A 25333-nucleotide genomic window follows, 5' to 3' on the forward strand; every position below is an offset into this window, starting at 1 on the left:
CCGGCGGCGAGCGACCAGGGGTCCTCAGCGCTCGTCGCCGGTGTCGAGCCACTCCCGCAGCTCGTCCCGCAGCGACCGCTGGAAGGTGGTCAGCAGCGCCTGCACCACGATCGGGTGCATGTGGGCGGACAGGGACCGCACGTCCCGCGCGTCGCGCTCGGCGACCGCGTCGCGCAGCAGCCGCGACAGATCCCGCGCGGCGGCCCGGGAGTGCTCGAGCAGGGCCGTACGGGCGGCGAGGACCGTCTCGGGGGACAGGGGCACGTCGAGCAGCTCGACGCCGAGCCGGAGCAGTCCCGTGTCGACGCGGTAGGCGCCGTGGCCGTCCTCCCCGTCCTCCCCGTCGTCCCGCGCGACGATGTCCATCTCCGCCAGCCGGTCCACCTCCCCGTCGGTCAGCGGCCGCCCGGCCCGCCGGCCCAGCTCCTCGCGCGTGACCCGTTCCACCGCCCGAGGCGCCCAGGAGGCCACCACCGCCCGGTGCAGCGCGAGGTCGTGAGCGGTCAGGTCCGGCGGCAGCTGCTTCAGGTACCGCTCGATCGCGGCCAGCGTCATGCCCTGGTGCCGGAGCTCCTCGATCAGCGCCAGCCGGGCCAGGTGCTCCCGGCCGTAGCGCCCGACCCGCCGCGGGCCGATCGCCGGCGGCGGCAGCAGACCCTTGGTGCCGTAGAAGCGGACCGTACGCACCGTGACGCCGGTCCGCGCGGCCAGCTCGTCGATGGTGAGGGCCGGCTCCCCGGTGTCGCTCGTCGTCATGTGCAGCAGTATCGCTGTCCCACCCGTGCTGTGACACCTCATGTGTCCCACGTGAAGGCACCCGACGGTTCCTGTGAGAAGTCACGCTGTGTGACATGGGCCACCGCGTCGGAACGCAGAGTCGTGGGAAGGTGCTGATCTGGTCTGTGCCGCGAAGGGTGGTGCGGGCCTAGTCACTGTACGGACGACCCGGGCGCACCCCACCCGGGCGCACCAGAGAGTGGAACCACCCGTGAGCAAGGACGCCGTGGACACGGCACAGGCCGCCGCCCACCCCCAGGCGGCCGGGACACCCGCGGACGCGGGTGACGCCGGTTACAGCAAGGACCTCAAGGCCCGTCACGTCAACATGATCGCCATCGGCGGCGCGATCGGCACCGGCCTCTTCCTCGGCGCCGGCGGACGGCTGCGCGACGCGGGCCCGGCGCTCGCCATCGCCTACCTCGTCTGCGGCGTCTTCGCCTTCTTCGTCGTCAGGGCGCTCGGCGAGCTCGTGCTCTACCGGCCCTCCTCCGGGTCCTTCGTGTCGTACGCGCGCGAGTTCCTCGGCGAGAAGGGCGCCTACGTCGCCGGCTGGATGTACTTCCTGAACTGGTCGACCACCGGCATCGCCGACATCACCGCGATCGCGCTGTACACGCACTACTGGAGTATGTTCACGAGCATCCCGCAATGGGTGCTCGCCCTGGCCGCCCTCGCGGTGGTCCTGGCCGTGAACCTCATCTCGGTGAAGATCTTCGGCGAGATGGAGTTCTGGTTCGCGATCGTCAAGGTCGCCACCCTGGTCGGCTTCATGCTGATCGGCATCTTCCTGCTGGCCACCCAGCACGACGTGGGCGGCTACACCCCCGGCGTCAGCATGATCACCGACCACGGCGGCATCCTTCCGCACGGCGTGATGCCCGTGGTGCTCGTGATGCAGGGCGTGATCTTCGCGTACGCGGCCCTGGAACTGGTCGGCGTCGCCGCCGGCGAGACCGCCGAGCCCGAGAAGGTCGTCCCGCGCGCGGTGAACTCGATCATGTGGCGCGTCGCCCTCTTCTACGTCGGCTCGGTCGTCCTGCTGGCCCTGCTGCTGCCCGGCTCGCTCTACTCCGGCGACGAGAGCCCCTTCGTCACCGTTCTGTCCAGGGTCGGTGTCCCCGCGGCCGGCGACGTGATGAACCTCGTCGTCCTCACCGCCGCGATGTCCTCCCTGAACTCCGGCCTGTACTCCACCGGCCGCATCCTGCGCTCCATGGCGATGGCGGGCTCCGCGCCCAAGTTCACCCGCGTGATGAGCCGCAGCCAGGTCCCCTACGGCGGCATCCTGCTGACCTGCGGCATCTGTGTGCTCGGTGTGGGCCTGAACTACCTGATGCCGAGCAAGGCCTTCGAGATCGTGCTGAACGTCGCCTCCCTCGGCATCATCAGCACCTGGGTGATCATCATGATCTGCCACCTGATCTTCGTCCGCCGCGCCCGCGCCGGCCTGGTCACCCGCCCGCACTTCCGCCTGCCCGGCAGCCCGGTCACGGAGATCGTCACGATCGCCTTCCTCGTGGCCGTGCTCGGCATGATGGGCAACGACCCCGAGATCGGCCGCTGGACCCTCCTGCTGATCCCGGTGATCGCGCTGATGCTGGTCGTGGGCTGGTTCGGCGTCCGCCGCCGCGTGGCCCTCACCGCCGACCGGGAACTCGACCGCCTGGGCTCCTAGCCGCCCCGGGGCCGCTGTCGGTGGCGGCCCCTACGGTGGTGTCATGCCGGAGATCACGTACGTCCGAGGTGACGCCACCGCCCCGTCGGTCAAGGGCGCCAAGGTGATCGCCCACGTCTGCAACGACGTGGGCGGCTGGGGCAAGGGCTTCGTCCTGGCCGTCTCCCGCCGCTGGCCGGAGCCGGAGGCCGCCTACCGCGCCTGGCACCGCGCCCGCGCCTCGAACGGCTTCGGCCTGGGCGCCGTCCAGCTCGTCCGGGTCGAGCCGTACGTGTGGGTGGCCAACATGATCGGCCAGCGCGGCACGAGGACCGGCGGCAAGGGCGCCCCGGTGCGCTACGAGGCCATCGACACCGCCCTCGGCCGCCTCGCCGGCCACGCGGCCGAGCTGGGCGCGTCCGTCCACATGCCCCGCATCGGCTGCGGACTGGCCGGCGGCACGTGGTCCCGCGTCGAGCCGCTCGTCACGGAGCGGCTCGTCCGGCAGGGCATATCCGTGACCGTGTACGACCACGGGGACGGCGCCTGAGACGGACGCCGTCCCCGGGCACTCAGTGCTCGTGCACGTCGTTCGTCGCGGCGATCTTCTTCCACGACCGCGGCTGCGCGGGCGCCACCGGCGCCTTCGCCGGGGCCGCCGCGCGGGCCGCCGGCGCGCCCGGCTTCGACGGCTGGAACAGCCAGGTGTCGAACAGCGCGGCCAGCGGCTCGCCGGACACCTCCTCGGCGTACCGCCGGAAGTCGTCGACCGACGCGTTGCCGTAGGCGTACCGCTGCGGCCAGCCCTTCAGGACCTCGAAGAACGCCTCGTCGCCGATCTCGTTGCGCAGCGCCTGCACGGCCAGCGCGCCCCGGTCGTAGACCGCGATGTCGAACTGGTTCTCCGGCCCGGGGTCACCGGGCCGCACCGTCCAGAACGGGTCGTCGGCCGGGTGGGAGGCGTACGTGTAGTCGGCGAGCTCCTGCGCCGTGCCCTCGCCCTCGTGCTCGGACCAGAGCCACTGGGCGTACCGCGCGAAGCCCTCGTTGATCCAGATGTCCTTCCAGCCGCGCACGGACACCAGGTCGCCGTACCACTGGTGGGCCAGCTCGTGGACCACGACGGACACGTTCGACCCGTTCGCGAACTGCCGCGGGCTGTAGAACGGCCGGGTCTGCGTCTCCAGCGCGTACCCGGTGTCCGTGTTCGGCACGTACCCGCCGAGCGCGTCGTACGGGTACGGCCCGAAGTAGCCGCTCAGCCAGTCGGCGATCTCCCCGGTCCGCTCCACGCTGGCCCGCGCCGCGCCGTCGTTCGCGCCGAGGTCCTTGCTGTAGGCGTTGACGACCGGGATGCCGCCCTCGGTCGTGCCGGTGGTGAGGTCGAACCTCCCGACGGCGAGAGTGGCGAGATACGTGGCCTGCGGCTTGTCGGAGCGCCAGTTGTACCGGGTCCAGCCGAGCCTGGAGCTGCTGGACTGCAGCGTGCCGTTGGAGATGGCCTGGGTCCCGTCCGGCACCTGCACGGACACGTCGAAGGTGGCCTTGTCGAGCGGGTGGTCGTTGCTGGGGAACCACCACCAGGCCGCCTCGGGCTCGTTCGCGCCGACGCCGCCGTCGGGGGTGCGGTGCCAGCTGGTGAAGCCGTACGCCTGCTTCGAGGACGGCACCCCGCTGTAGCGCACCACCACGGTGACCGGCGTGCCCTTGCGCAGCGGGCTCTTCGGGGTGATCTCCAGCTCGTGCTCGCCCGACGTCGTGAACGACGCCTTGGCGCCGTTCACCCGCACCTCGCCGACGTCCAGCAGGAAGTCCAGGTCGAAGCGCGACAGGTCCTGCGTGGTGCGGGCCAGGATCGTCGCCGTCCCCTCCAGCCGGTCGGTCGCCGGCTGGTACTTCAGGCGCAGGTCGTAGTGGGAGACGTCGTAGCCGCCGTTGCCGTAGGCCGGGTAGTAGGGGTCGCCGATGCCCGGAGCGCCGGGGGAGTGGGCCGCCGCCGACGCCGGGATCGCCAGCATGAGGGTGGCGGCGCCCAGTGCGCCCGGCACGATGAATCTGCGGTGCACGAAAGCTCCAAGTCGTAGGAGTACGAGGTCCGTCCGGAGCCTATTCAGCCCCTGTGCGCCCAGTCATGTCCACAACCACTCCGGACACATGATCGTCATCCGGCCGACATGAGGCCCCCGCCGCGGCGGTCTCCGTGGGCCCCGGCCGCCTCGGCACGCCCCCTTCTGCACGGCAGGTGACCGATGTACCGTCCCGCGCATGCCGAGGACGGACCCGCCCCGCACGGCGTACGGGCGCACCCGGACGGGGAAGGCGCCCGGGTACCGCCGCGCCGGCCGCTGCACGCCCTCGTGCCGCTGCTTCCGGACGGCCGCGCCGCGTACCACCTGACGGTGGGAGAACCCGACGGCCACTGCTGAGGGGGTGAGTTCCGGGCCGTCCGTGGTAGGGGCGTAGCAGAGGAGCTGTTCTCGGCCTCACCGAAGGGAAAGGTGCCGCTTGTGACACAGGACCGACCGAGAGACGAGGAACACCACGAAAGAGGCACGCTTCCGGGTTCGGAAGCAGACCTCTCCGGGGCCGTGAAGCACCCCCGGACCGACCGGGTCGTCTTCGGCGTCACGGCCGCCCTGACCCTCGCCTTCGTCATCTGGGGCGCCGCCTTCACCGACTCGCTGGAGGACGTCTCCACCAGCATGCTCGGCGGACTGATGCACAACGGCGGCTGGGCGTTCATGCTGGCCGCCTCCGGCTTCGTCGTCTTCGCCCTCTGGCTCGCGGCCAGCCGCTACGGCCGGATCCACCTCGGCACCGAGGGCGAGGAACCCGAGTTCCGCACGGTGTCCTGGGTCGCGATGATGTTCAGCGCGGGCATGGGCATCGGCCTGATGTTCTACGGCGTCAGCGAGCCGCTGGCGCACTACACGACGCCCCCGCCGGGCACCTCCCCGGCCGACTCCGGCGAACGCATGGAGACGGCCATGGCCACCACCCTCTTCCACTGGACGCTCCACCCCTGGGCGATCTACGCGGTGGTCGGTCTCGGCATCGCCTACAGCACCTTCCGCAAGCGCCGCCACCAGACGATCAGCGCCGTGTTCACCCCGCTCATCGGCGAGAAGAACGCGGACGGCGTCGGCGGCCGCATCATCGACATGCTCGCGATCATCGCGACCGTCTTCGGCTCCGCCGCCTCGCTCGGCCTCGGCGCCCTGCAGATCGGTTCCGGCGTGGAGAAGCTGGACTGGCTGGACAAGGTCAGCACAGGACTGCTCGTCGCCATCATCGCGGTGCTGACCGTCGCGTTCGTGGCCTCCGCGATCTCCGGCGTGGAGAAGGGCATCCAGTGGCTGTCCAACACCAACATGGTGCTGGCCCTGATCCTCGCCGTCTTCGTGTTCGTCGCGGGCCCGACCATCGTCGTCCTCGACCTGCTGCCCACCTCGGTCTTCTCCTACCTCGGCGACCTGCCCCAGCTGGCCGGCCGCACCGAGGCCAGCGGCGGCAAGGGCGTCGCCGACTGGCTGGGCAGCTGGACCGTCTTCTACTGGGCCTGGTGGATCTCCTGGACGCCCTTCGTCGGCATGTTCATCGCCCGCATCAGCCGGGGCCGGACGATCCGCCAGTTCATCGGCGGCGTCATCCTCGTGCCCAGCACGGTCAGCCTGGTCTGGTTCGCGGTCTTCGGCGGTTCGGCGATGAAGCTCCAGGAGCAGCACCGGCTCGGCGCCGACTCGACCCCCGAGGGCCGGCTGTTCGCCGTTCTCCAGGAGTTCCCCGTCGCCACCGTCACCAGCCTGCTGGTGATGATCCTCGTCGGCATCTTCTTCGTCTCCGGCGCCGACGCCGCCTCGATCGTGATGGGCACCCTCTCGCAGAAGGGCGCGCTCGAACCCAGCCGCTGGGTCGTCGTGTTCTGGGGCGTGGTCACCGGCGCCGTCGCCGCCATCATGCTCCTGGTCGGCAGCGGCCAGGGCGACGCGCTGACCGGCCTGCAGAACCTCACGATCCTCGCGGCGGCACCCTTCGTCGTCGTGATGGTCCTCATGTGCGTCGCCCTCATGCGCGACCTGCGCAGGGACCCGCTCATCGTGCGCGGCGAGATGGGCTCCGAGGCCGTCGAGATGGCCGTCATCGCGGGCCACGAACAGTACGACGGCGACTTCGAGATCCGCATCGGCCCGGGCGCCGGCACGGAGGTGGAGGGCGACCCGATCGGCAAGCACGACGAGTGAACGGCGCCGGAGGGCGGCTCCCGCGGCACGGCACCGCGGGGCCCGCCGGCCCGGGGCGTCCGCGTCCGGCGCGGACACCCCGGGCGGGGGAGGGGGACCCGGGCCACGGCGGCCCGGCGCGCCCCCTCCCTCCGGAGCGCCCCCGGTCAGCCGGTCACGAGTCGCGCCGCCTCCCGGGCACAGCCCCAGGCCACCGTCACACCCGCGCCGCCGTGCCCGTAGTTGTGCACCAGCAGCCGCCCGTCCGGCAGCCGCTCGCGCTCCAGCCGCACCGCGTCCCGCGCCGGCCGCAGCCCCACCCGGTGCTCCAGCACCCGCGCCCCGGCGATCTCGGGCCGCAGCGCGGCGCACCGCCGCACGATCGCCTCCGCGACCGCCGGATCCGGCTCCGCCGACCACGCGTCTTCCTCGGCCGTGCCGCCCAGGACGAGCCGCCCCGGATGCGGGAAGAAGTACGCCATCTCCCCGGAGACGGCATCGGTGGAGACCAGCCAGGTGTCGACGCCCGGGTTCTCCACCACGACCAGCTGCCCGCGCACCGGGCGCACGGACGCGTCCGGCACCAGCTCCCGGGCCCCCAGTCCCGTGCAGTTGACCACGACCGGCGCCCCGACCTCCGCCAGGTCGGTCACCGCACGCGTCTCCACCACACCGCCCGCCGCCGTCAACCGCTCCCGGAGCCACGGCAGATGAGTCGACATGTCGATGAGCGGCAGCCGTGCCCACAGCCCCGGCCCGCCGTACTCCTCGGCCCGCGCCGCGCGCAGCCCCGGCAGCCGTGCGGTCGCCCATCCGTCGACCTCGTCCATCCCCGTCCCGCCCAGCACCCCTTCGACCACGCGTACGCCCGTCCCCTCGGGCCGGGCCGCCAGTTCCTCGTACACGTCCAGGGAGCACAGCGCCCATCGCCGCGCCGACGCCACCGGCTCGATGCGGTACGGCCACCACAGCGCGCCCGCGACCGCCGAGGTGGTGCGCTCGACGGGCTCCCGCGTCCACACCCGCACCCGCCTGCCGCGCTCGGCGAGCACGACGGCCGTCGTCAGCCCGATCACACCGCCGCCGACCACCACGACCTCGTCATCCGGTTCGGTTTCCACACCGGGACGATAGGCCCTGTCCGCCCGGACGCGTCAGGGCGTGCTCACATCGGCCGCGCCGAGGGAATACTCACCGCATGGCTGCCGAATACGCGACCTTCGGCCTGGCACCGGCGATGCGGGCCGGTGGAGTCCTCGCCGGTGGCGACCACCGGGTCCACCGCGACTTCGTGGACTTCATCGTGGACGGACGGTCCCTGCTGTTCCGGCTCTCCGACCTGGACGCCGTCTCCCCGCTCGCCTCCGACGTGCCACCGGCGATCTTCACCGCGCAGGTCCGCAGCCTGCTCCTGGAGACCGAGGCACCGCTGCCCGGCGGCCGGTACGTCATCTACGGCTGCCCCGACTGCGAGGACCTGGCCTGCGGCGCGGTGACCGCCGTGATCCGGCGCGACGGCGACGACGTCGTCTGGCGGGACTTCGCCTGGCAGACCGGCGAGCACGCCGACCTCGAGCTCAACGGCTACCACGGCATCGGCCCCTTCCGCTTCCCCGGCACCGAGTACCGCGCGGCGCTGGCCGCCCTGCTCGACGGCGGCGCGCACACCCGCCGCCGGGTCCTGCTGATCGGCGCCCGCGTCGCCCTGCTCGCCCGACTCGCCGCGGCGCTGCGCACCATCGGCATCGGGGCCGACATCACCGACGACGCCACCGGCGTCCCCGCCGAGGAACTGCGCGCCTACGGCGCCGTGGCCTTCGGCCGCGCGGCCGGCGAGCGGGAACGGGCCGCCGTGCGCGAGGCCTTCACCCGGGCCGGCGTCGACGTCGCCCACGTCGAGGGCCTCGCACCGATCGTCCCGCTGCTCGTCGCCCAGATCGAACACGCCCTGGACCGGGGCCCGGCCGAACGGCACCGGCTGACCCGGCTGACGGCGACCGGCGCGGCGGCGGAGGTCGAGGTGACCTCGCCCTGCCGGGTGCGGCTCACCGCGTACCGCCTCGACCGCCTCCACCGCACCCACACCCGCGAGGTCTTCGACGACGTGCTCGGGGCGGGCGGCCACCGCCTCGCCCTGGACCCGAGGACGGTGAAGGAAGGGGAGTCCTTCCTGGTGGCGCGGGCCCCGGGAAGCGTGCTGGCGACGGCGGTGCGGCGCGGGAAACCCGGCTGAGCGGGCGGCGGGGGCGCGGTTAGGATCGACGGTCTGATGACTGCCACCCTCGTCGCCAAGAACCTCGCCGCCGGCCACGGCGACCGCTCGCTGTTCACCGGGCTCGACCTCGTCGTCGCCCCCGGCGACGTGATCGGCCTCGTCGGGGCCAACGGCGCCGGCAAGTCCACCCTCCTGCGCATGCTGGCCGGCCTCACCGCCCCGGAGCAGGGCGAGCTGCGCCTGTCCCCGCCGAGCGCCACCGTCGGCCACCTCCCGCAGGAGCCGGAGCGCCGGCCCGGCGAGACCGTCCGCGCGTTCCTCGCCCGCCGCACCGGCGTCACCGAGGCCCAGCGCGCCATGGACGAGGCCACCCAGGCACTGGTCGAGGGCGCCCCGGGCGCCGACGACGCCTACGCGACCTGCCTGGAGCGCTGGCTCGCCCTCGGCGGCGCCGACCTCGACGACCGCGCCGAGGAGACCGCCGACGCGCTCGGCCTGACGGTGGACCTGGACCAGCCGATGACGTCCCTGTCCGGCGGCCAGGCGGCCCGCGCCGGTCTCGCCTCCCTCCTCCTGTCCCGCTACGACGTCTTCCTGCTCGACGAGCCGACCAACGACCTCGACCTGGACGGCCTGGAGCGCCTGGAACACTTCGTGGCCGGCCTGCGCGCCGGCACCGTCGTCGTCAGCCACGACCGGGAGTTCCTCACCCGCACGGTCACCAAGGTCCTCGAACTCGACCTCGCCCAGCGGCAGATCAACCTCTACGGCGGCGGCTACGAGGCCTACCTGGAGGAGCGCGAGGTGGCCCGCCGGCACGCCCGCGACGAGTACGAGGAGTACGCCGACAAGCGCGCCGCCCTCCAGGACCGGGCCCAGATGCAGCGCACCTGGATGGACAAGGGCGTCAGGAACGCCCGGCGCAAGGCGGGCAACGACAACGACAAGATCGGCCGCAAGTTCCGCAGCGAGGCCAGCGAGAAGCAGGCCGCCAAGGCCCGCCAGACCCAGCGCATGATCGAACGCCTCGAGGTCGTCGAGGAGCCGCGCAAGGAGTGGGACCTGCGCATGGAGATCGCCTCGGCGCCGCGCTCCGGCGCGGTCGTCGCCACCCTGCGCGACGCCGAGGTCCGGCGCGGCGACTTCACGCTCGGCCCGGTCTCCCTCCAGATCGACTGGGCGGACCGCGTGGCGATCACCGGCGCCAACGGCGCGGGCAAGTCCACGCTGCTCGCCGCCCTGCTGGGCCGCGTCCCGCTCGACGCCGGGCACGCGGCGCTCGGCTCGGGCGTCCTGCTCGGCGAGGTCGACCAGGCCCGCGCGCTGTTCCACGGGCCCGAGCCCCTGCTCGACGCCTTCCGCACGGCGACGCCCGACACCGAGCCGGCCGACATCCGCACCCTGCTGGCCAAGTTCGGCCTGAAGGCGGACCACGTCGTGCGCCCGGCGGCGACCCTCTCGCCGGGCGAACGCACGAGGGCCGCCCTGGCCCTCCTCCAGGGCAGGGGAGTCAACCTCCTGGTCCTCGACGAGCCGACCAACCACCTGGACCTGCCGGCCATCGAGCAACTGGAATCGGCCCTGGACGCCTACGAGGGCACGCTCCTGCTGATCACCCACGACCGCCGCATGCTGAACGCGGTCCGCGTGACCCGCCGCCTGGAGGTCGCGGACGGCAAGGTGACGGAGCTCCACGCTTAGCCGCGGACCGCCCTCTCCGCCGTAGCTGCGGGCAGTCGTGCCTCCCCCAGTGCCTGAACGCCCTGGGAGGTACCCCCAGGGCGATGGGGGTCCCCCCGCTCGAGCGAAGCCGAGAGCGGGGGAGGCACCCGGCAAGCGCCGGACCGCGCACCCACCCCCGCCCGCACCGGCGCCGGACGCCTACGCCAGCCCGGCCCGCCGCAGCGCGTCCGCCATCGCCCCGTTGGCCGGAGCGGGCGCCGCCGAGCCCCGCCCCTTCCCCCCGGCGCCCTGCTGCCGCTGCTTCGGGGGCCGGCCTCCCTGCCGCGCCCCCCGCTGCTGACCGCGAGGCTGCTCCCCCTGCGGAGCGGCCTCGTCGTCCAGCCGCAACGTCAACGAGATCCGCTTGCGCGGGATGTCGACGTCCAGCACCTTCACCTTCACGATGTCCCCGGGCTTGACCACGTCCCGGGGGTCCTTCACGAAGGTCTTCGACATCGCCGACACGTGCACCAGCCCGTCCTGGTGCACACCGACGTCCACGAACGCCCCGAACGCGGCCACGTTCGTGACGACCCCCTCCAGGACCATCCCGGACGCCAGGTCGGAGATCTTCTCCACGCCCTCCTTGAAGGTGGCCGTCCTGAAGGCCGGCCGCGGGTCGCGCCCCGGCTTCTCCAGCTCCCGCAGGATGTCGGAGACCGTCGGCAGACCGAACTTCTCGTCCACGAACTCCGCCGGCCTCAGCGACCGCAGGACACCCGTGTTGCCGATCAGCCCGGCCACGTCCTGCCCGGCGGTCTTCACCATCCGCCGCACCACGGGATACGCCTCGGGGTGCACGCTGGACGCGTCCAGCGGGTCGTCGCCGCCCCGGATCCGCAGGAAGCCCGCGCACTGCTCGTACGCCTTCGGACCCAGCCGCGACACCTTCTTCAGCTCGGTCCGCGACCGGAACGGCCCGTTCGCGTCCCGGTGCGCCACGATGTTCTCGGCGAGCCCGGAGGTGATGCCGGAGACGCGGGCCAGCAGCGGCGCGGAGGCCGTGTTGACGTCCACGCCCACGCCGTTCACGCAGTCCTCGACCACCGCGTCCAGCGAGCGCGACAGCTTCACCTCGGACAGGTCGTGCTGGTACTGGCCGACGCCGATCGACTTCGGGTCGATCTTCACCAGCTCGGCCAGCGGGTCCTGGAGCCGCCGCGCGATCGACACGGCGCCGCGCAGCGACACGTCCATGTCGGGCAGTTCCTGCGAGGCGAAGGCGGACGCCGAGTACACCGAGGCGCCGGCCTCGGACACCATCACCTTGGTGAGCTTCAGGTCAGGGTGCCTGGCGATGAGTTCACCGGCGAGCTTGTCGGTCTCCCGGGACGCCGTGCCGTTGCCGATCGCGATCAGCTCGACCGCGTGCTCCTTCGCCAGCCGCGCCAGCTTGGCGATCGCCTCGTCCCACCGGTTGGCCGGGACGTGCGGGTGGATCACGTCGGTGGCCACGACCTTGCCGGTCGCGTCGACCACGGCGACCTTCACACCCGTGCGGAAGCCCGGGTCGAGGCCGAGCGTGGCACGCGTGCCGGCCGGGGCGGCCAGCAGCAGGTCGCGCAGGTTGGCGGCGAAGACGTTCACCGCCTCGTCCTCGGCGGCCGTGCGCAGCCGCAGCCGCAGGTCGATGCCGAGGTGGACCAGGATGCGGGTGCGCCAGGCCCAGCGGACCGTGTCCGCGAGCCACTTGTCGCCGGGCCGGCCGCGGTCGGCGATCCCGAACCTGTCGGCGACGATCCCCTCGTACGACGACGGCCCGTCGGTGGGCTCCTCGGGCTCCAGGACGAGGTCGAGGACGTCCTCCTTCTCGCCGCGCAGCATCGCCAGGATCCGGTGCGAGGGCAGCTCGGTGAACGGCTCGGCGAAGTCGAAGTAGTCGGCGAACTTGGCGCCGGCCTCCTCCTTGCCCGCCTTCACCCGGGCGGCGAGCCGCCCGTGCGCCCACATCCGCTCGCGCAGCTCGCCGATCAGGTCGGCGTCCTCCGAGAACTTCTCGGTGAGGATCGCCCGGGCACCGTCCAGGGCGGCCTGGGGATCGGCCACGCCCTTGTCGGCGTCGACGAACGCGGCGGCCGCGGCGAGCGGGTCCACCGACGGGTCGCCGAGCAGCCCCTCGGCCAGTGGCTCCAGACCGGCCTCCCGCGCGATCTGCGCCTTCGTGCGCCGCTTGGGCTTGAACGGCAGGTAGATGTCCTCCAGGCGGGCCTTGGTCTCCGCCTCACGGATCCGGGCCTCGAGTTCCTCGGTGAGCTTGCCCTGCTCGCGCACCGAGTCGAGGATCGCCGTGCGCCGCTCCTCCAGCTCCCGCAGATAGCGCAGCCGTTCCTCGAGCGTGCGCAGCTGCGCGTCGTCGAGCATCTCGGTCGCTTCCTTGCGGTAGCGGGCGATGAAGGGCACCGTCGAGCCGCCGTCGAGCAGCTCCACCGCGGCCTTCACCTGCCGCTCCCGTACGCCGAGTTCGTCGGCGATCCTGCTTTCGATGGACCTCACGTCGATGGACGCGCTGGACCCGGGTGTCGTCACGATCCCGTACCGCCTTCTCACAGAGGTTGCGCGGCAATTGTGGCAGGTGACACCGACAATCGGGGATCAGGGCGCCACCCGGGCCCGTCGCGGCCGGACGACGCGGGGACGCCGCGTCAGGCCCTGCGGGCCGAGGACGAGGCCCCGCCGAAGAGCCGGGCCAGGGCCCGGAAGGGAAGCGTGACGACGGTGGCGACGGCGCCGCCGATCTGGCGCAGGACGTCTGCGATGGCACGGAACACGAAAAGCCCCTTTCTCCTCCCGGCCCCTCCGGCCGGGAGAAGTACGGGTACCTCCGCATCGGCCCCGCATGCCCCGTGCGCGCGCACGACTCAGCGCTTGCCGAACAGATCCGCCGGGAAGGCGCGGGCTTCGAGCGCCCTGCGCGCGAAGCCCGCCCCGAGCTCCGTCAGACGCGCCACGCCCTCCGCGCCCAGGTGCGCGTACGGGGCCTCGCCCATCCGGTCCGTCTCCCGCTCGATCCCGTCGCGCAGGGCGACGCCCCGCTCGGTCAGCTCACCGGCGTCGTCGAGCAGTCCGCGCTCCCGCAGCCGGTCCGACGCCGCGTCCCACTCCTCCCGGCTCCAGCCCCGGGTGGCGAACACCCACTTCGGCGCCATTCCCTTGCCGGTCGCGGTGTGCGTCACCAGGGCCTCCAGGCCGTCGAGGCCCGCGGCCAGCAGCGCGGCGAGGTGCCCGTCGCCCCGGTGCTCGCGCAGCAGCGTCGCCGCGTGCCACAGCGCCAGGTGCGGCTCGCCGGGCACGGGCAGGTCGGCGTGGGCCGAGTACAGCGGACGGGCGCTGCGCGAGCAGCCCTCGGCGGCCCGCAGCGCCAGTTCGGCCGCCTCCGCCATCTCCGCGGACGCCACGGCCTCCTCGCCCAGCAGGCGACGCAGCGTCGCGTCGACGGCGCGCGTGCGGGCGGCCAGGACCTGGGCGGGCGTGACGGTCTCCCACACGGCGGGCACGTGCCGCGCCACCAGGTCGTGCTTGTAGTTGTAGAACGCCGCCGTCACGGCGCCGGCCCCGACCGGGCCGAGGGCGGCGGCACGCACCGCGAAGTTGACGGCCCGGGGGTCGGTGACCCCGAGGGCCGCCAGCTCCCGGCCCAGGTCGGGCGAGAAGTAGTGCGTCGAGTGCAGCGAGTTCAGCGCGTTGTGGCAGCGGCGGCCGGCACGGGCGTCGAGAGCGGCGGTTGTCATGCCCGGCACGTTACCAACCGCTCAGTACGTTCTCCAGGGGAGTGGGGGACCACGGCGGGAAAGGTGGGGGAATCGTCATCGCGGTCACCGCAGGGCGGCCGGGGAACCGGCGGCGGCCGGATCGCCGGCGACGAGCACGCCCGGGCGGTCCGGCTGCTCACGGAGGACGACCCGCAGCCGCCCTACGACACCGGGTCCCCGCGGAAGACACCCGCGCGTCTCGCCGAGGGGTTCCGCACCCGGGGCCGGTTCACCCCGACGCGGGCACGCTCCAGCCGAAGCGCGGCCGCCTGCGCTCCAGGAACGCGGCGACGCCCTCCGCGGTGTCGCCGCTGCCGCGCGCCTGCGCGGCCCAGTGCTCGTCCCGGTCGGTGCGCCCGTTCGCGAACTCCTTCGCCGCCGCCTGCGTCAGCTGTGAACGGGAGACCAGGACGCGGGTGAACTCGGCGACCCGCTCGTCGAGTTCTTCCCCCGGCAGCACCTCGTCGACCAAGCCCGTGCGCAGCGCCCGCCCGGCGTCGATCAACTCACCCGAGAACAGCAGGTACTTCGCGGTGGCCGGGCCCACCAGCGACACCAGCCGCCGGGTCGCCGACGCCGGATACACCACGCCGAGCTTGGCGGGGGTCACCCCGAACAGGGCACCCTCCTCGGCGAACCGAAGATCGCAGGCCGCCGCCAACTGGGCCCCGCCGCCCACGCAGTGACCGCGGACCACCGCCAGCGTCGGCTTGGGGAAGGCCGCGAGGGCCTCCTCGGCGCGCACGGCGAGCAGTTGCGCCTCCTGCGCGGAGTCTCGCAGGGTCGAGATGTCGGCCCCGGCGCAGAACGTCGCGCCCTCACCGGTGAGCACCAGCGCCCGCACCGCGGGATCGCCCGCCAGGGTGCCGAGCAGCTCCGGCAGCGCCCGCCACATCGCGGTCGTCATGGCGTTGCGCTTGGCCGGGTGGTGGACGACGACGGTGGCGACCGAGTCGGAGACCCGGTGCAGCAGCTGCGGCTCCATGGGCGGGATGTTATCCGCCCGTACGAAGAGTTCGCGGAGAGGGGACGAGCGGAACAGGAACGGTCCCACAACCGACCGGGTCATACGCCGGCGATCAGAACCGTTCGATACCCGCCGACTTGTGTTCAGTCCTCCGGCGCGGAAGGACGCGTTACCAACACTCTGGGGTGTGGTGACAATCGAGCCCGAGGGCGGCGACCGGACGATGGACGAGACCGGGCCCGCACGGCCGCTGCCGTACGAAGGCGTGTGGCGGTTCACCGCGCCCGCCGTCGACGCCTCCGTCCCGCAGGCCCGGCACGCGGTCCGGGACCTGCTGGTGCGCCAGGGCGTGCCGGTTTCCGACGACGTGGCCCAGGGCCTGCTGCTGATCGTCTCGGAGCTGGTCACGAACGCCGTCCGGCACGCGGCGGTGCTGTCGCCGACACTCGCCGTGGAGGTCGCCGTCGGACCCGAGTGGGTCCGGGTGTCCGTGGAGGATGACCACCCCTACCGCCCGACCGCCCTGGAGACCGACCACGGGCGGACGGGCGGACGCGGGCTGCTCCTGGTCCGGGAGATCACCCGGGAGGCGGGCGGGGCCTGCGACGTGGCCCACACGGCGAACGGCGGCAAGGTGATCTGGGCCGCCCTGCCGCTCGAGCACGCCCCGCGGTAGCGGGCCCGTTCACCAGCCGGCGGACGGCCCCGTCAGCTCGCGGACGGCGGGCCGGGCCGCGTCCAGCACCGTCATGAACCACGCCGAGAAGGTGTCCTTCGCGTGCCGTTCGGCCAGCTCGCCCGGGGTCACGAAGACCGTCTCGGCCACCTCCTCCGGATCGGGCCGCGGCGGCGCCTGCACCAGGCCGACGAACAGGTGGTTGTACTCCTGCTCCACCAGGCCCGAGGCCGGGTCCGGGTGGTTGTAGCGCACCGTGCCCGCCTCGGCCAGCAGCGTCGGGGAGACGCCCAGCTCCTCGAAGGTGCGCCGGGCGGCCGCCGCGAACGGCGCCTCGCCGGGGTAGGGGTGGCCGCAGCAGGTGTTGGACCACACACCGGGGGAGTGGTACTTGCCGAGCGCCCGCTGCTGGAGCAGCAGCCGGCCGCGCTCGTCGAAGAGGAACACGGAGAAGGCGCGGTGCAGCTGCCCCGGCGGCTGATGCGCGGCGAGCTTCTCCGCGGTACCGACCGTCACGCCGTTCTCGTCGACCAGTTCCAGCAAAATCGCGTCTGCGGTGCCGTTCGACGAACTGTGCGTCGCGGTGGCAGGAGTGATCGGCATACCCATCCTTCACATCGGTCCTCGCGCCCCAAGTGTGCCCCACGAATCAGGCACGCTCGGCACTTCCGGCACACCCGCATGTCCCGCGCGACGACGCGGAACGGCGGTCTGCACCGGTCGGTGCCGAGGAGGGGCCCACGGTCCGGAAGCGTGCCCGGTGTCGCCCACGGGGAACCGTCCGGGGCCCGACCCGTGCGCGACGGGGAGGGAACGGAGGGACCGCGGGGAGCGGGAGGAGAGCCGGAGCGCCCGCGCCTCAGTGGCACAGCCGGGCCTCGTGCTGCGCGTGCCCGCCGGGCTCCAGCTGGAAGGTGCAGTGCTCCACGTCGAAGTGGTCGCCCAGGCAGCCCTGCAGCTCGTGCAGCATCTTCTCGTGACCGATCGCGTTCAGCGCCTCGCCGCTCACCACCACGTGCGCCGACAGCACCGGCATGCCCGACGTGATGGTCCACGCGTGCAGGTCGTGGACGTCCTCGACGCCGTCCAGCGCCAGTATGTGGGCGCGCACCTCGGCGATGTCCACACCCTTCGGCGCCGCCTCCAGCAGCACGTCCAGCGTCTCGCGCAGCAGCCGCCACGTGCGCGGCACGATCATCAGGCCGATCACCAGGGAGGCGATCGGGTCGGCGGCCTGCCAGCCCGTGGCCAGGATGACCAGCGCCGAGACGATCACCGCCAGTGAGCCCAGCGCGTCCGCCGCGACCTCCAGGAAGGCACCGCGCACGTTCAGGCTCTCCTGCTGCCCCCGCATCAGCAGGGCCAGCGACACCATGTTCGCCACCAGGCCGATCGCGCCGAAGACGACGGTCAGCCCGCCCGCGGTGTCGGCCGGTGTGACGAACCGCTCGATCGCCTCGTACAGGACGTACCCGCCGACCCCGAGCAGCAGCACACAGTTCGCCAGGGCCGCGAGGATCTCCGCACGGGCGTAGCCGAAGGTGCGCCGGTCGCTCGGCGGCCGGTTCGCGAAGTGGATCGCCAGCAGGGCCATGCCCAGTCCGAGGGCGTCCGTCGCCATGTGCGCCGCGTCGGCGACCAGGGCGAGCGAGTCGGCGAGCACACCGCCGACGATCTCGACGACCATGACGGTGAGCGTGATCGCCAGCGCGCCCCGCAGCCTGCCGCGGTACGCGGCCGTCGCCGTCCCCCCGCCGTGCGCGCCGTGCGCGTGTCCGTGATCGTGCCCAGCCCCCATGGAAGCCGCCTCCCTCTGTCCGCGGAACCCCAGTCAACTACGGGTGGGGGGTATGGGGCAACGCGGCACTGAACACCGTTGTCATATGACCTGACCTGCGGAAACGTTTCGCAGGTCAGGGCGCCGCCCGGCTGCGGACGCGCACCGGGGGCGCCGTCGGCGCCCGCTCGCCCGCGTGCCGTCCTGACCCTCCGCGAACACTTCTCGACCCTGCGCGACGCCCCTGATGTCCGTTTGCGGGGCGCGGTTTGTGGGGCGGGCCCCGGATCACCGATGATGATCGCGGCCGAGGCGGGAGCGCACGGTGTCGACCGACCGGGAAACGGGCGGTGAACACGGTGTTCCAGGCATCCGATAACCTCTGCCGACATGCCGCCCGGACGCCTCAGGCACGGGCGTCCCACCATGCACAGGACCGGCGCACCGGCGTCGGCACCAGGGAGTGAGTTCGGTTGTCGACCGCCATCCTCACCGGCCAGCCGGTCCCCGGTTCGTCCCTCGAGAGCGAGCTGCGGTCCCTCGGCTTCGACGTCCGGCTCGCCTCCGACGCGGCCGACGCCGAGACGCTCCTGGCCCGGGTGCCGGGCGGAGAGCGGGTCGCCGTCGTCGACGCCCGCTTCGTGGGCCATCCGCACGCCCTGCGCCTCGGCCTCACCGACCCCCGCTTCCCGCTCGCCGCGATCCCCGGCGCCGTGACCGCCCAGCCGGCCGCCCGCCGGGCCCTCACCCGCGCGATGGCCCGGGAGGGTTCCGTCGGCGGCGGTACGGCGGTGGCCCCGGAAGGCCTCGCCGACCGGATCGCCGGCGCACTCGACGCCGACGGCGCCGACCTGCACCGGCCGGAGCTCGGCAGTCTCGTCGCCGTCGTCCCCGCCGACCCGCAGGCCCGCAACGAGGCGCGGCAGGCCGTCGCCGCCGTCGACGACGAGGCCGTACGCCTGAAGTCGGCGGTCAAGGCCCGTGACGGCTTCGTCACCACCTTCTTCATCAGCCCCTACTCCCGCTACATCGCCCGCTGGTGCGCACGGCGCGGGCTGACCCCCAACCAGGTCACCACCGCCTCCCTGCTCACCGCGCTCATAGCGGCGGGCTGCGCGGCCACCGGCACCCGCGGCGGCTTCGTCGCCGCCGGCGTCCTGCTGATCGCCTCCTTCGTCCTCGACTGCACCGACGGGCAGCTCGCCCGCTACTCCCTGCAGTACTCCACGCTCGGCGCCTGGCTGGACGCCACCTTCGACCGGGCCAAGGAGTACGCCTACTACGCGGGCCTCGCCCTCGGCGCCGCCCGCGGCGGCGGCCACGACGACGTGTGGGCCCTCGCGCTCGGCGCGATGGTCCTCCAGACCTGCCGGCACGTCGTGGACTTCTCCTTCAACGAGGCCAACCACGACGCCACCGCCAACACCAGCCCCACCGCGGCCCTCTCCGACAAGCTCGACAGCGTCGGCTGGACGGTCTGGGTGCGCCGCATGATCGTCCTGCCCATCGGCGAACGCTGGGCCATGATCGCCGTCCTGACCGCGGCCACCACCCCCCGGATCACCTTCTACGCGCTGCTGATCGGCTGCGCGTTCGCCGCGACGTACACCACGGCGGGCCGCGTCCTGCGCTCGCTGACCCGCCGGGCCACCCGCACCGACCGGGCGGCGAAGGCGCTCGCCGACCTCGCCGACTCCGGTCCGCTCGCCGAGGCCGCCGCCAGGGGCCTGCGGGGGCCCGCCCGCCGGCTGCCCGGCTTCACCGCCCCCGCCGTCGCCCTCCTCGGCGGCGCCGCCGTCGTCGCGACGGCCGCGTTCACCGACTTCGGCGGCCCCTGGCCCGTCGCCGGCGCGATCGTCTACGTGCTGACGTCCGCCCTCGCCGTCGCCCGCCCCCTCAAGGGCGCCCTCGACTGGCTGGTCCCGCCGTTCCTCCGGGCCGCCGAGTACGGCACGGTTCTCGTACTGGCGGCGAAAGCGGACGTGAACGGGGCGCTTCCGGCGGCTTTCGGGCTGGTGGCCGCGGTCGCCTACCATCACTACGACACGGTCTACCGCATCCGCGGCGACGCGGGTGCGCCTCCGCACTGGCTGGTGCGGGCGGCCGGGGGGCACGAGGGCCGCACGCTGCTGGTCACGGTGCTGGCCGTGCTGCTCACCGCCTCCCGGTTCACGGTCGCGCTCACGGTTCTCGCCGTGGCCGTCGCCCTCGTGGTGCTCGTCGAGAGCATCCGCTTCTGGGTCGCCGCCCACAAGGCCGGCGCACCCGCCGTACACGACGAAGGAGAACCCGCATGATCGGCCTCGTGCTGGCGGCCGGCGCCGGTCGCCGTCTGCGCCCCTACACCGACACCCTGCCCAAGGCACTGGTCCCGGTCGGTCCCGAGGGAGCGGAGGACGGGATCACGGTCCTGGACCTGACACTGGCGAACTTCGCCGAGGTCGGCCTCACCGAGGTCGGGATCATCGTCGGGTACCGCAAGGAGGCCGTGTACGAGCGCAAGGCGGCGCTGGAGCAGAAGTACGGCGTCGAGCTCACCCTGATCGACAACGACAAGGCCGAGGAGTGGAACAACGCCTACTCCCTGTGGTGCGGCCGCGGCGCCCTCGAGGACGGCGTGATCCTCGCCAACGGCGACACCGTGCACCCGGTCTCCGTCGAGAAGAGCCTGCTCGCCGCCCGCGGCGACGGCAAGAGGATCATCCTCGCGCTGGACACCGTGAAGTCCCTCGCCGACGAGGAGATGAAGGTCGTCGTCGACCCCGACGGGGGCGTCCGGCGCATCACCAAGCTGATGGACCCGGCCGAGGCGACCGGCGAGTACATCGGCGTCACCCTCATCGAGGGCGAGGCCGCCGCGGAGCTGGCCGACGCGCTGAAGGCCACCTTCGAGCGCGACCCGCAGCTCTACTACGAGGACGGCTACCAGGAGCTGGTCGACCGCGGCTTCCGGATCGACGTGGAGCCCATCGGCGACGTCAAGTGGGTCGAGATCGACAACCACGACGACCTCGCCAGGGGACGGGAGATCGCGTGCCGGTACTGACGAGGCTCATCCCGTCACCGGTCGTCGTGGACATCCGCCGGGGTGCCCTGGACGACCTGGCGGCGATCCTCTCCGACGAGCGGATCTCGTCCTCGGGGCGGCTGGCCTTCGCCATCAGCAACGGCTCCGGCCGCGTGCTGCGCGAGCGGTTCGGCGCGGCCTTCCCGGGCGCCGAGTGGTTCGCGGAGGCCGACGGCACCATCGACGGAGCCGTCCGGCTCGCCGACTCCATCAAGAAGGCCGGCCGCTACGACGCGGTGGTCGGCATCGGCGGCGGCAAGGTCATCGACTGCGCCAAGTACGCGGCGGCCCGGGTGGGCCTGCCGCTGGTCGCGGTCGCCACCAACCTGGCCAACGACGGGCTGTGCTCGCCGGTCGCCACACTGGACAACGACGCGGGCCGCGGTTCCTACGGCGTGCCCAACCCGATCGGCATCGTCATCGACCTCGACGTGATCCGCGAGGCCCCGGTGCGCTACGTGCGGGCCGGTATCGGCGACGTGATCTGCAAGATCTCCGCCGTGGCCGACTGGGAGCTCTCGCACCGCGAGAACGGCGAGAAGGTCGACGGCCTGGCCGCCGCGATGGCCCGGCAGGCGGCCGAGGCCGTACTGCACCACCCCGGCGGCACCGGCGACGACCCGTTCCTGACGACGCTCGCCGAGGCGTTGGTGCTGTGCGGCATCTCGATGTCCGTGGCCGGGGACAGCCGTCCCGCGTCGGGCGCCTGCCACGAGATCAGCCACGCCTTCGACCTGCGGTTCCCCAAGCGCAGCGCGCTCCACGGCGAGCAGTGCGGCCTCGGCGGGGCGTTCGCCACGTTCCTGCGCGGCGACACGGAGACGGCCGGACGGATGGCGGAGGTACTGCGCCACCACGGCCTGCCCGTCCTGCCCGGCGAGATCGGCTTCGACCTGGACGAGTTCGTGCAGGCCGTCGACTACGCCCCGCACACGCGGCCCGGCCGCTACACCATCCTCGAACACCTCAATCTCTCCACCGACCAGATCAGGGACGCGTACGCCGACTATGTCAAGGCCATCGGTAGCTGAACTCCGCCCGGTCGTGCACCCCGCGGGGGTCAAGGACCGGCGCAGCGGGGAGCACTGGGCGGGACGCCTCTACATGCGCGAGGTCTCGCTGCGGATCGACCGCTACCTGGTGAACACCAGGATCACGCCCAACCAGCTCACGTACCTGATGACGGTCTGCGGCGTGCTGGCGGCCCCGGCGCTGCTCGTGCCGGGCATCTGGGGCGCCGTGCTCGGCGTGGTCGCGGTCCAGCTGTACCTGCTGCTGGACTGCGTCGACGGCGAGATCGCGCGCTGGAAGAAGCAGTACTCCCTCGGCGGCGTCTACCTGGACCGGGTCGGTGCCTACCTCACCGACGCCGCGGTCCTGGTCGGCCTCGGCCTGCGCGCCGCCGACCTGTTCGGCACCGGGCGGATCGACTGGCTGTGGGCCTTCCTCGGCACCCTGGCCGCCCTCGGCGCGATCCTGATCAAGGCGGAGACCGACCTGGTCGGCGTGGCCCGGCACCAGGCCGGGATGCCGCCCGTCAAGGAGTCCGCCTCCGAGATCCGCTCCTCCGGCATGGCGCTGGCCCGCCGGGCCGCCGGGGCGCTCAAGTTCCACCGGCTGATCCTCGGCATCGAGGCGTCCCTGCTGATCCTCGTCCTCGCGATCGTGGACCAGGCCCGCGGCGACCTGTTCTTCACCCGCCTCGGCACCGCCGTGCTCGCCGGCATCGCCCTGCTGCAGACCCTGCTGCACCTGGTGTCCGTCCTCGCCTCCAGCAGGCTGAAGTGAGCGCGGCCATGAAGGTCGGCGCGGTCGTCATCACCATGGGCAACCGCCCCGAGGAACTGCGCGCCCTGCTCGACTCGGTCGCCGGGCAGGACGGCGACCCGGTCGAGGTGGTCGTCGTCGGCAACGGCTCGCCCGTCCCGGAGGTGCCCGCCGGCGTCCGCACCGTCGAGCTGCCGGAGAACCTGGGCATCCCCGGCGGCCGCAACGTCGGCATCGAGGCCTTCGGCCCCGGCGGCACCGACGTCGACGTCCTGCTCTTCCTCGACGACGACGGCCTGCTCGCCCGCACCGACACCGCCGAGCTGTGCCGCAGGGCGTTCACGGACGATCCGGAGCTCGGCATCATCAGCTTCCGCATCGCCGACCCGGACACCGGCGAGACCCAGCGCCGGCACGTGCCGCGCCTGCGCGCCTCCGACCCGATGCGCTCCTCCCGGGTGACCACGTTCCTCGGCGGCGCCAACGCGGTGCGCACCCGCGTCCTCGCCGAGGTCGGCAACCTGCCGGACGAGTTCTTCTACGCCCACGAGGAGACCGACCTGGCCTGGCGGGCCCTCGACGCCGGCTGGATGATCGACTACCGGTCCGACATGGTGCTGTACCACCCGACGACCGCACCCTCGCGGCACGCGGTCTACCACCGCATGGTCGCCCGCAACCGGGTCTGGCTCGCCCGCCGCAACCTCCCCGCGCTCCTCGTGCCGGTCTACCTCGGGGTGTGGCTGCTGCTCACGCTGCTGCGCCGCCCCTCGCGTCCGGCGCTGAAGGCCTGGTTCGGCGGGTTCCGCGAAGGCTGGTCCACCCCGTGCGGTCCTCGCCGGCCCATGAAGTGGCGTACGGTGTGGCGGCTGACCCGGCTGGGCCGGCCCCCGGTGATCTGACAAGCTCGTACCCGAGAGCACCCCGGCCGTCCGAGGCCGACCGGTTCATGCCGGGCCCGCACGGGCCACGCATCGACGAAGACGAAAGTTTCCATCAGTGAGTGAGACAACGCACGACGGCACGGTCGTGACGGCCGCGCCCGTGTCGCCCGACGAGGGCCTCACGGCGGCGCAGCTCGCCGCCAAGTACGGGCTGGCCGTGAGCGGCGCCCGGCCGTCCCTCGTCGAGTACGTCCGTCAGCTCTGGGGGCGGCGGCACTTCATCCTCGCCTTCTCCCAGGCGAAGCTGACCGCCCAGTACAGCCAGGCCAAGCTCGGCCAGCTGTGGCAGGTGGCCACCCCGCTGCTGAACGCGCTGGTCTACTACCTGATCTTCGGCCTGATCCTGGGCGCGGGCAAGGGCATGTCGAAGGACGTGTACATCCCGTTCCTGGTGACGGGCATCTTCGTCTTCACCTTCACGCAGTCCTCGACGATGGCCGGCGTGCGGGCGATCTCCGGCAACCTGGGCCTGGTGCGCGCGCTGCACTTCCCGCGCGCCTCGCTGCCGGTCTCCTTCGCGCTCCAGCAGCTCCAGCAGCTGCTCTTCTCGATGATCGTGCTCTTCGTCGTGGTCGCGGTCTTCGGCAGCTACCCCACCCTGTCCTGGCTGCTGATCGTCCCGGCGCTCGTCCTGCAGTTCCTCTTCAACACCGGGCTGGCGCTGATCATGGCCCGGATGGGGGCGAAGACGCCGGACCTGGCGCAGCTGATGCCGTTCGTCATGCGGACCTGGATGTACGCCTCCGGCGTCATGTTCTCCATCCCGGTCATGCTGAAGGACAAGCCGTCCTGGATCGCCGACGTGCTCCAGTGGAACCCGGCGGCCGTCTACATGGACCTGATGCGCTTCGCGCTGATCGACGGCTACGGCTCCGAGAACCTCCCGCCGCACGTGTGGGCGGTGGCGGCCGGCTGGGCCGTCCTCGCCATGGCGGGCGGCTTCGTGTACTTCTGGAAGGCTGAGGAGAGGTACGGCCGTGGCTGAGCAGCAGCAGGACGAGCGGGTGCCGACGGTGATCGCGGACGACGTCCACATCGTCTACCGCGTCAACGGCGCCAGGACCGGCAAGGGCAGCGCCACCGCGGCCCTCAGCCGCATCGTGAAGCGGGGTTCCGACGACGCGGCGCGCGGGGTGCGCAAGGTGCACGCCGTGCGGGGCGTCTCCTTCGTCGCCTACCGGGGCGAGGCCATCGGCCTGATCGGTTCCAACGGATCCGGCAAGTCGACGCTGCTGCGGGCCATCGCCGGTCTGCTGCCCGCCGAGAAGGGCAAGGTCTACACCGACGGCCAGCCCTCCCTGCTCGGCGTCAACGCGGCCCTGATGAACGACCTGACCGGCGAGCGGAACGTCATCCTGGGCGGGCTCGCCATGGGCATGTCCCGCGAGCAGATCAAGGAGCGGTATCAGGACATCGTCGACTTCTCCGGGATCAACGAGAAGGGCGACTTCATCACCCTGCCGATGCGCACCTACTCCTCCGGCATGGCGGCCCGGCTGCGCTTCTCCATCGCCGCCGCCAAGGACCACGACGTCCTCATGATCGACGAGGCGCTGGCCACCGGTGACCGCAAGTTCCAGGCGCGCTCCGAGCAGCGCATCCGCGAGCTGCGCAAGGAGGCCGGCACGGTCTTCCTGGTCAGCCACAACAACAAGTCCATCCGCGACACCTGCAACCGCGTCCTGTGGCTGGAGCGCGGCGAACTGCGCATGGACGGGCCGACCGACGAGGTGCTCAGGGAGTACGAGAAGTTCACGGGCAAGTAGCCCGACACGCCCGGGGCCCCGCCGTACCG

The 25333-nt window shown here is 72.6% G+C and carries 23 protein-coding genes and 1 pseudogene; 15 read left to right on the forward strand and 9 right to left on the reverse strand.

The features are described 5' to 3' along the window. Nucleotides 1–24: 24 nt before the first annotated feature. Entirely contained in the window at nt 25–756 is a 732-nt protein-coding gene (locus JHAT_RS27590; RefSeq protein WP_171991081.1) for a MerR family transcriptional regulator, read from the reverse strand. A 232-nt stretch (nt 757–988) separates the two neighbouring features. Between JHAT_RS27590 and JHAT_RS27595 the strand changes: the two genes are divergently transcribed. Together JHAT_RS27595 and JHAT_RS27600 are read left to right on the forward strand one after the other, a co-directional pair. After that, nucleotides 989–2455, forward strand: a complete 1467-nt coding sequence (locus JHAT_RS27595) for an amino acid permease (RefSeq protein ID WP_077800989.1) — start codon at nt 989–991, stop codon at nt 2453–2455. Between the two features lie 43 nt (nt 2456–2498). Then, the gene (locus JHAT_RS27600) at nt 2499–2984 is read left to right on the forward strand and encodes a macro domain-containing protein (protein ID WP_077800990.1); all 486 of its coding nucleotides are present in this window, start codon (nt 2499–2501) and stop codon (nt 2982–2984) included. A 22-nt stretch (nt 2985–3006) separates the two neighbouring features. Here the strand turns inward: JHAT_RS27600 and JHAT_RS27605 are convergent, their stop codons facing one another. Beyond that, a complete protein-coding gene (locus JHAT_RS27605; protein WP_171991082.1) occupies nt 3007–4500 on the reverse strand; it encodes a M1 family metallopeptidase in 1494 nt (497 codons plus the stop codon). A gap of 183 nt (nt 4501–4683) precedes the next feature. Between JHAT_RS27605 and JHAT_RS34770 the strand changes: the two genes are divergently transcribed. Further along, nucleotides 4684–4860 (forward strand): hypothetical protein, encoded by a 177-nt coding sequence (locus JHAT_RS34770; protein ID WP_171991083.1) that lies wholly within the window; start codon nt 4684–4686, stop codon nt 4858–4860. 81 nt (nt 4861–4941) lie between these two features. After that, nucleotides 4942–6675, forward strand: a complete 1734-nt coding sequence (locus JHAT_RS27610) for a BCCT family transporter (RefSeq protein WP_077800992.1) — start codon at nt 4942–4944, stop codon at nt 6673–6675. Nucleotides 6676–6821: 146 nt separating this feature from the next. On the opposite strand, the gene JHAT_RS27615 is transcribed toward JHAT_RS27610, so the two are convergent. Beyond that, nucleotides 6822–7775, reverse strand: coding sequence for an FAD-dependent oxidoreductase (locus JHAT_RS27615; protein ID WP_077800993.1), 954 nt, complete (start codon nt 7773–7775; stop codon nt 6822–6824). A 77-nt stretch (nt 7776–7852) separates the two neighbouring features. Here JHAT_RS27615 and JHAT_RS27620 point away from each other — a divergent pair, with 77 nt between their 5' ends. Together JHAT_RS27620 and JHAT_RS27625 are read left to right on the forward strand one after the other, a co-directional pair. Then, nucleotides 7853–8887: an oxidoreductase gene (locus JHAT_RS27620; protein WP_077800994.1), complete on the forward strand. Its 1035-nt coding sequence runs from the start codon at nt 7853–7855 to the stop codon at nt 8885–8887. Nucleotides 8888–8923: 36 nt separating this feature from the next. Next, entirely contained in the window at nt 8924–10570 is a 1647-nt protein-coding gene (locus JHAT_RS27625) for an ABC-F family ATP-binding cassette domain-containing protein (RefSeq protein WP_077800995.1), read from the forward strand. Between the two features lie 180 nt (nt 10571–10750). Here the strand turns inward: JHAT_RS27625 and JHAT_RS27630 are convergent, their stop codons facing one another. From JHAT_RS27630 to JHAT_RS27635, 3 genes are all read right to left on the reverse strand, one after another. Continuing rightward, nucleotides 10751–13117 carry a Tex family protein gene (locus tag JHAT_RS27630; RefSeq protein ID WP_077800996.1) on the reverse strand — a complete coding sequence of 789 codons (2367 nt, stop codon included), beginning with the start codon at nt 13115–13117 and terminating at the stop codon, nt 10751–10753. 116 nt (nt 13118–13233) lie between these two features. Further along, on the reverse strand, nt 13234–13359 hold the full coding sequence (locus JHAT_RS35535) for an LPFR motif small protein (protein ID WP_253195626.1): 126 nt from the start codon (nt 13357–13359) through the stop codon (nt 13234–13236). 90 nt (nt 13360–13449) lie between these two features. Continuing rightward, nucleotides 13450–14319, reverse strand: coding sequence for a hypothetical protein (locus JHAT_RS27635; RefSeq protein ID WP_171991084.1), 870 nt, complete (start codon nt 14317–14319; stop codon nt 13450–13452). A gap of 114 nt (nt 14320–14433) precedes the next feature. Between JHAT_RS27635 and JHAT_RS35540 the strand changes: the two are divergent. Next, nucleotides 14434–14571, forward strand: a pseudogene (locus JHAT_RS35540) (DJ-1/PfpI family protein); the annotation flags it as partial. Here the strand turns inward: JHAT_RS35540 and JHAT_RS27645 are convergent. Continuing rightward, nucleotides 14570–15325 carry an enoyl-CoA hydratase/isomerase family protein gene (locus JHAT_RS27645; protein WP_077800998.1) on the reverse strand — a complete coding sequence of 252 codons (756 nt, stop codon included), beginning with the start codon at nt 15323–15325 and terminating at the stop codon, nt 14570–14572. The pseudogene JHAT_RS35540 and the gene JHAT_RS27645 overlap by 2 nt on opposite strands. Nucleotides 15326–15530: 205 nt before the next feature. On the opposite strand from JHAT_RS27645, the gene JHAT_RS27650 reads away from it, so the two are divergent. Then, nucleotides 15531–15983, forward strand: coding sequence for an ATP-binding protein (locus JHAT_RS27650; RefSeq protein WP_171991088.1), 453 nt, complete (start codon nt 15531–15533; stop codon nt 15981–15983). Nucleotides 15984–15992: 9 nt separating this feature from the next. On the opposite strand, the gene idi is transcribed toward JHAT_RS27650, so the two are convergent. Both idi and JHAT_RS27660 read right to left on the reverse strand, forming a co-directional pair. Further along, on the reverse strand, nt 15993–16586 hold the full coding sequence (gene idi / locus JHAT_RS27655; protein WP_077800999.1) for an isopentenyl-diphosphate Delta-isomerase: 594 nt from the start codon (nt 16584–16586) through the stop codon (nt 15993–15995). 256 nt (nt 16587–16842) lie between these two features. Then, nucleotides 16843–17781, reverse strand: coding sequence for a cation diffusion facilitator family transporter (locus tag JHAT_RS27660; RefSeq protein ID WP_077801000.1), 939 nt, complete (start codon nt 17779–17781; stop codon nt 16843–16845). A 452-nt stretch (nt 17782–18233) separates the two neighbouring features. Here JHAT_RS27660 and JHAT_RS27670 point away from each other — a divergent pair, with 452 nt between their 5' ends. The 7 genes from JHAT_RS27670 (at nt 18234) to JHAT_RS27700 (ending at nt 25304) form a co-directional block, all read left to right on the forward strand. After that, nucleotides 18234–20057, forward strand: coding sequence for a DUF5941 domain-containing protein (locus JHAT_RS27670; RefSeq protein ID WP_077801001.1), 1824 nt, complete (start codon nt 18234–18236; stop codon nt 20055–20057). After that, nucleotides 20054–20806: a sugar phosphate nucleotidyltransferase gene (locus tag JHAT_RS27675; protein ID WP_077801002.1), complete on the forward strand. Its 753-nt coding sequence runs from the start codon at nt 20054–20056 to the stop codon at nt 20804–20806. The genes JHAT_RS27670 and JHAT_RS27675 overlap by 4 nt, the downstream gene beginning before the upstream one ends. Further along, nucleotides 20794–21858: an iron-containing alcohol dehydrogenase family protein gene (locus JHAT_RS27680; RefSeq protein ID WP_077801003.1), complete on the forward strand. Its 1065-nt coding sequence runs from the start codon at nt 20794–20796 to the stop codon at nt 21856–21858. The genes JHAT_RS27675 and JHAT_RS27680 overlap by 13 nt, the downstream gene beginning before the upstream one ends. Next, the gene (locus JHAT_RS27685; protein ID WP_171991085.1) at nt 21836–22615 is read left to right on the forward strand and encodes a CDP-alcohol phosphatidyltransferase family protein; all 780 of its coding nucleotides are present in this window, start codon (nt 21836–21838) and stop codon (nt 22613–22615) included. Before JHAT_RS27680 ends, JHAT_RS27685 begins: the two co-directional genes overlap by 23 nt. A gap of 8 nt (nt 22616–22623) precedes the next feature. Then, nucleotides 22624–23496 carry a glycosyltransferase family 2 protein gene (locus JHAT_RS27690; RefSeq protein WP_077801004.1) on the forward strand — a complete coding sequence of 291 codons (873 nt, stop codon included), beginning with the start codon at nt 22624–22626 and terminating at the stop codon, nt 23494–23496. A 97-nt stretch (nt 23497–23593) separates the two neighbouring features. Continuing rightward, a complete protein-coding gene (locus tag JHAT_RS27695) occupies nt 23594–24523 on the forward strand; it encodes an ABC transporter permease (RefSeq protein WP_077801005.1) in 930 nt (309 codons plus the stop codon). Next, a complete protein-coding gene (locus JHAT_RS27700; RefSeq protein WP_171991086.1) occupies nt 24516–25304 on the forward strand; it encodes an ABC transporter ATP-binding protein in 789 nt (262 codons plus the stop codon). Before JHAT_RS27695 ends, JHAT_RS27700 begins: the two co-directional genes overlap by 8 nt. The last annotated feature ends 29 nt before the right edge of the window (nt 25305–25333 follow it).

The organism is Streptomyces sp. JHA26 (assembly GCF_002005565.1).
GTDB lineage: Bacteria > Actinomycetota > Actinomycetes > Streptomycetales > Streptomycetaceae > Streptomyces.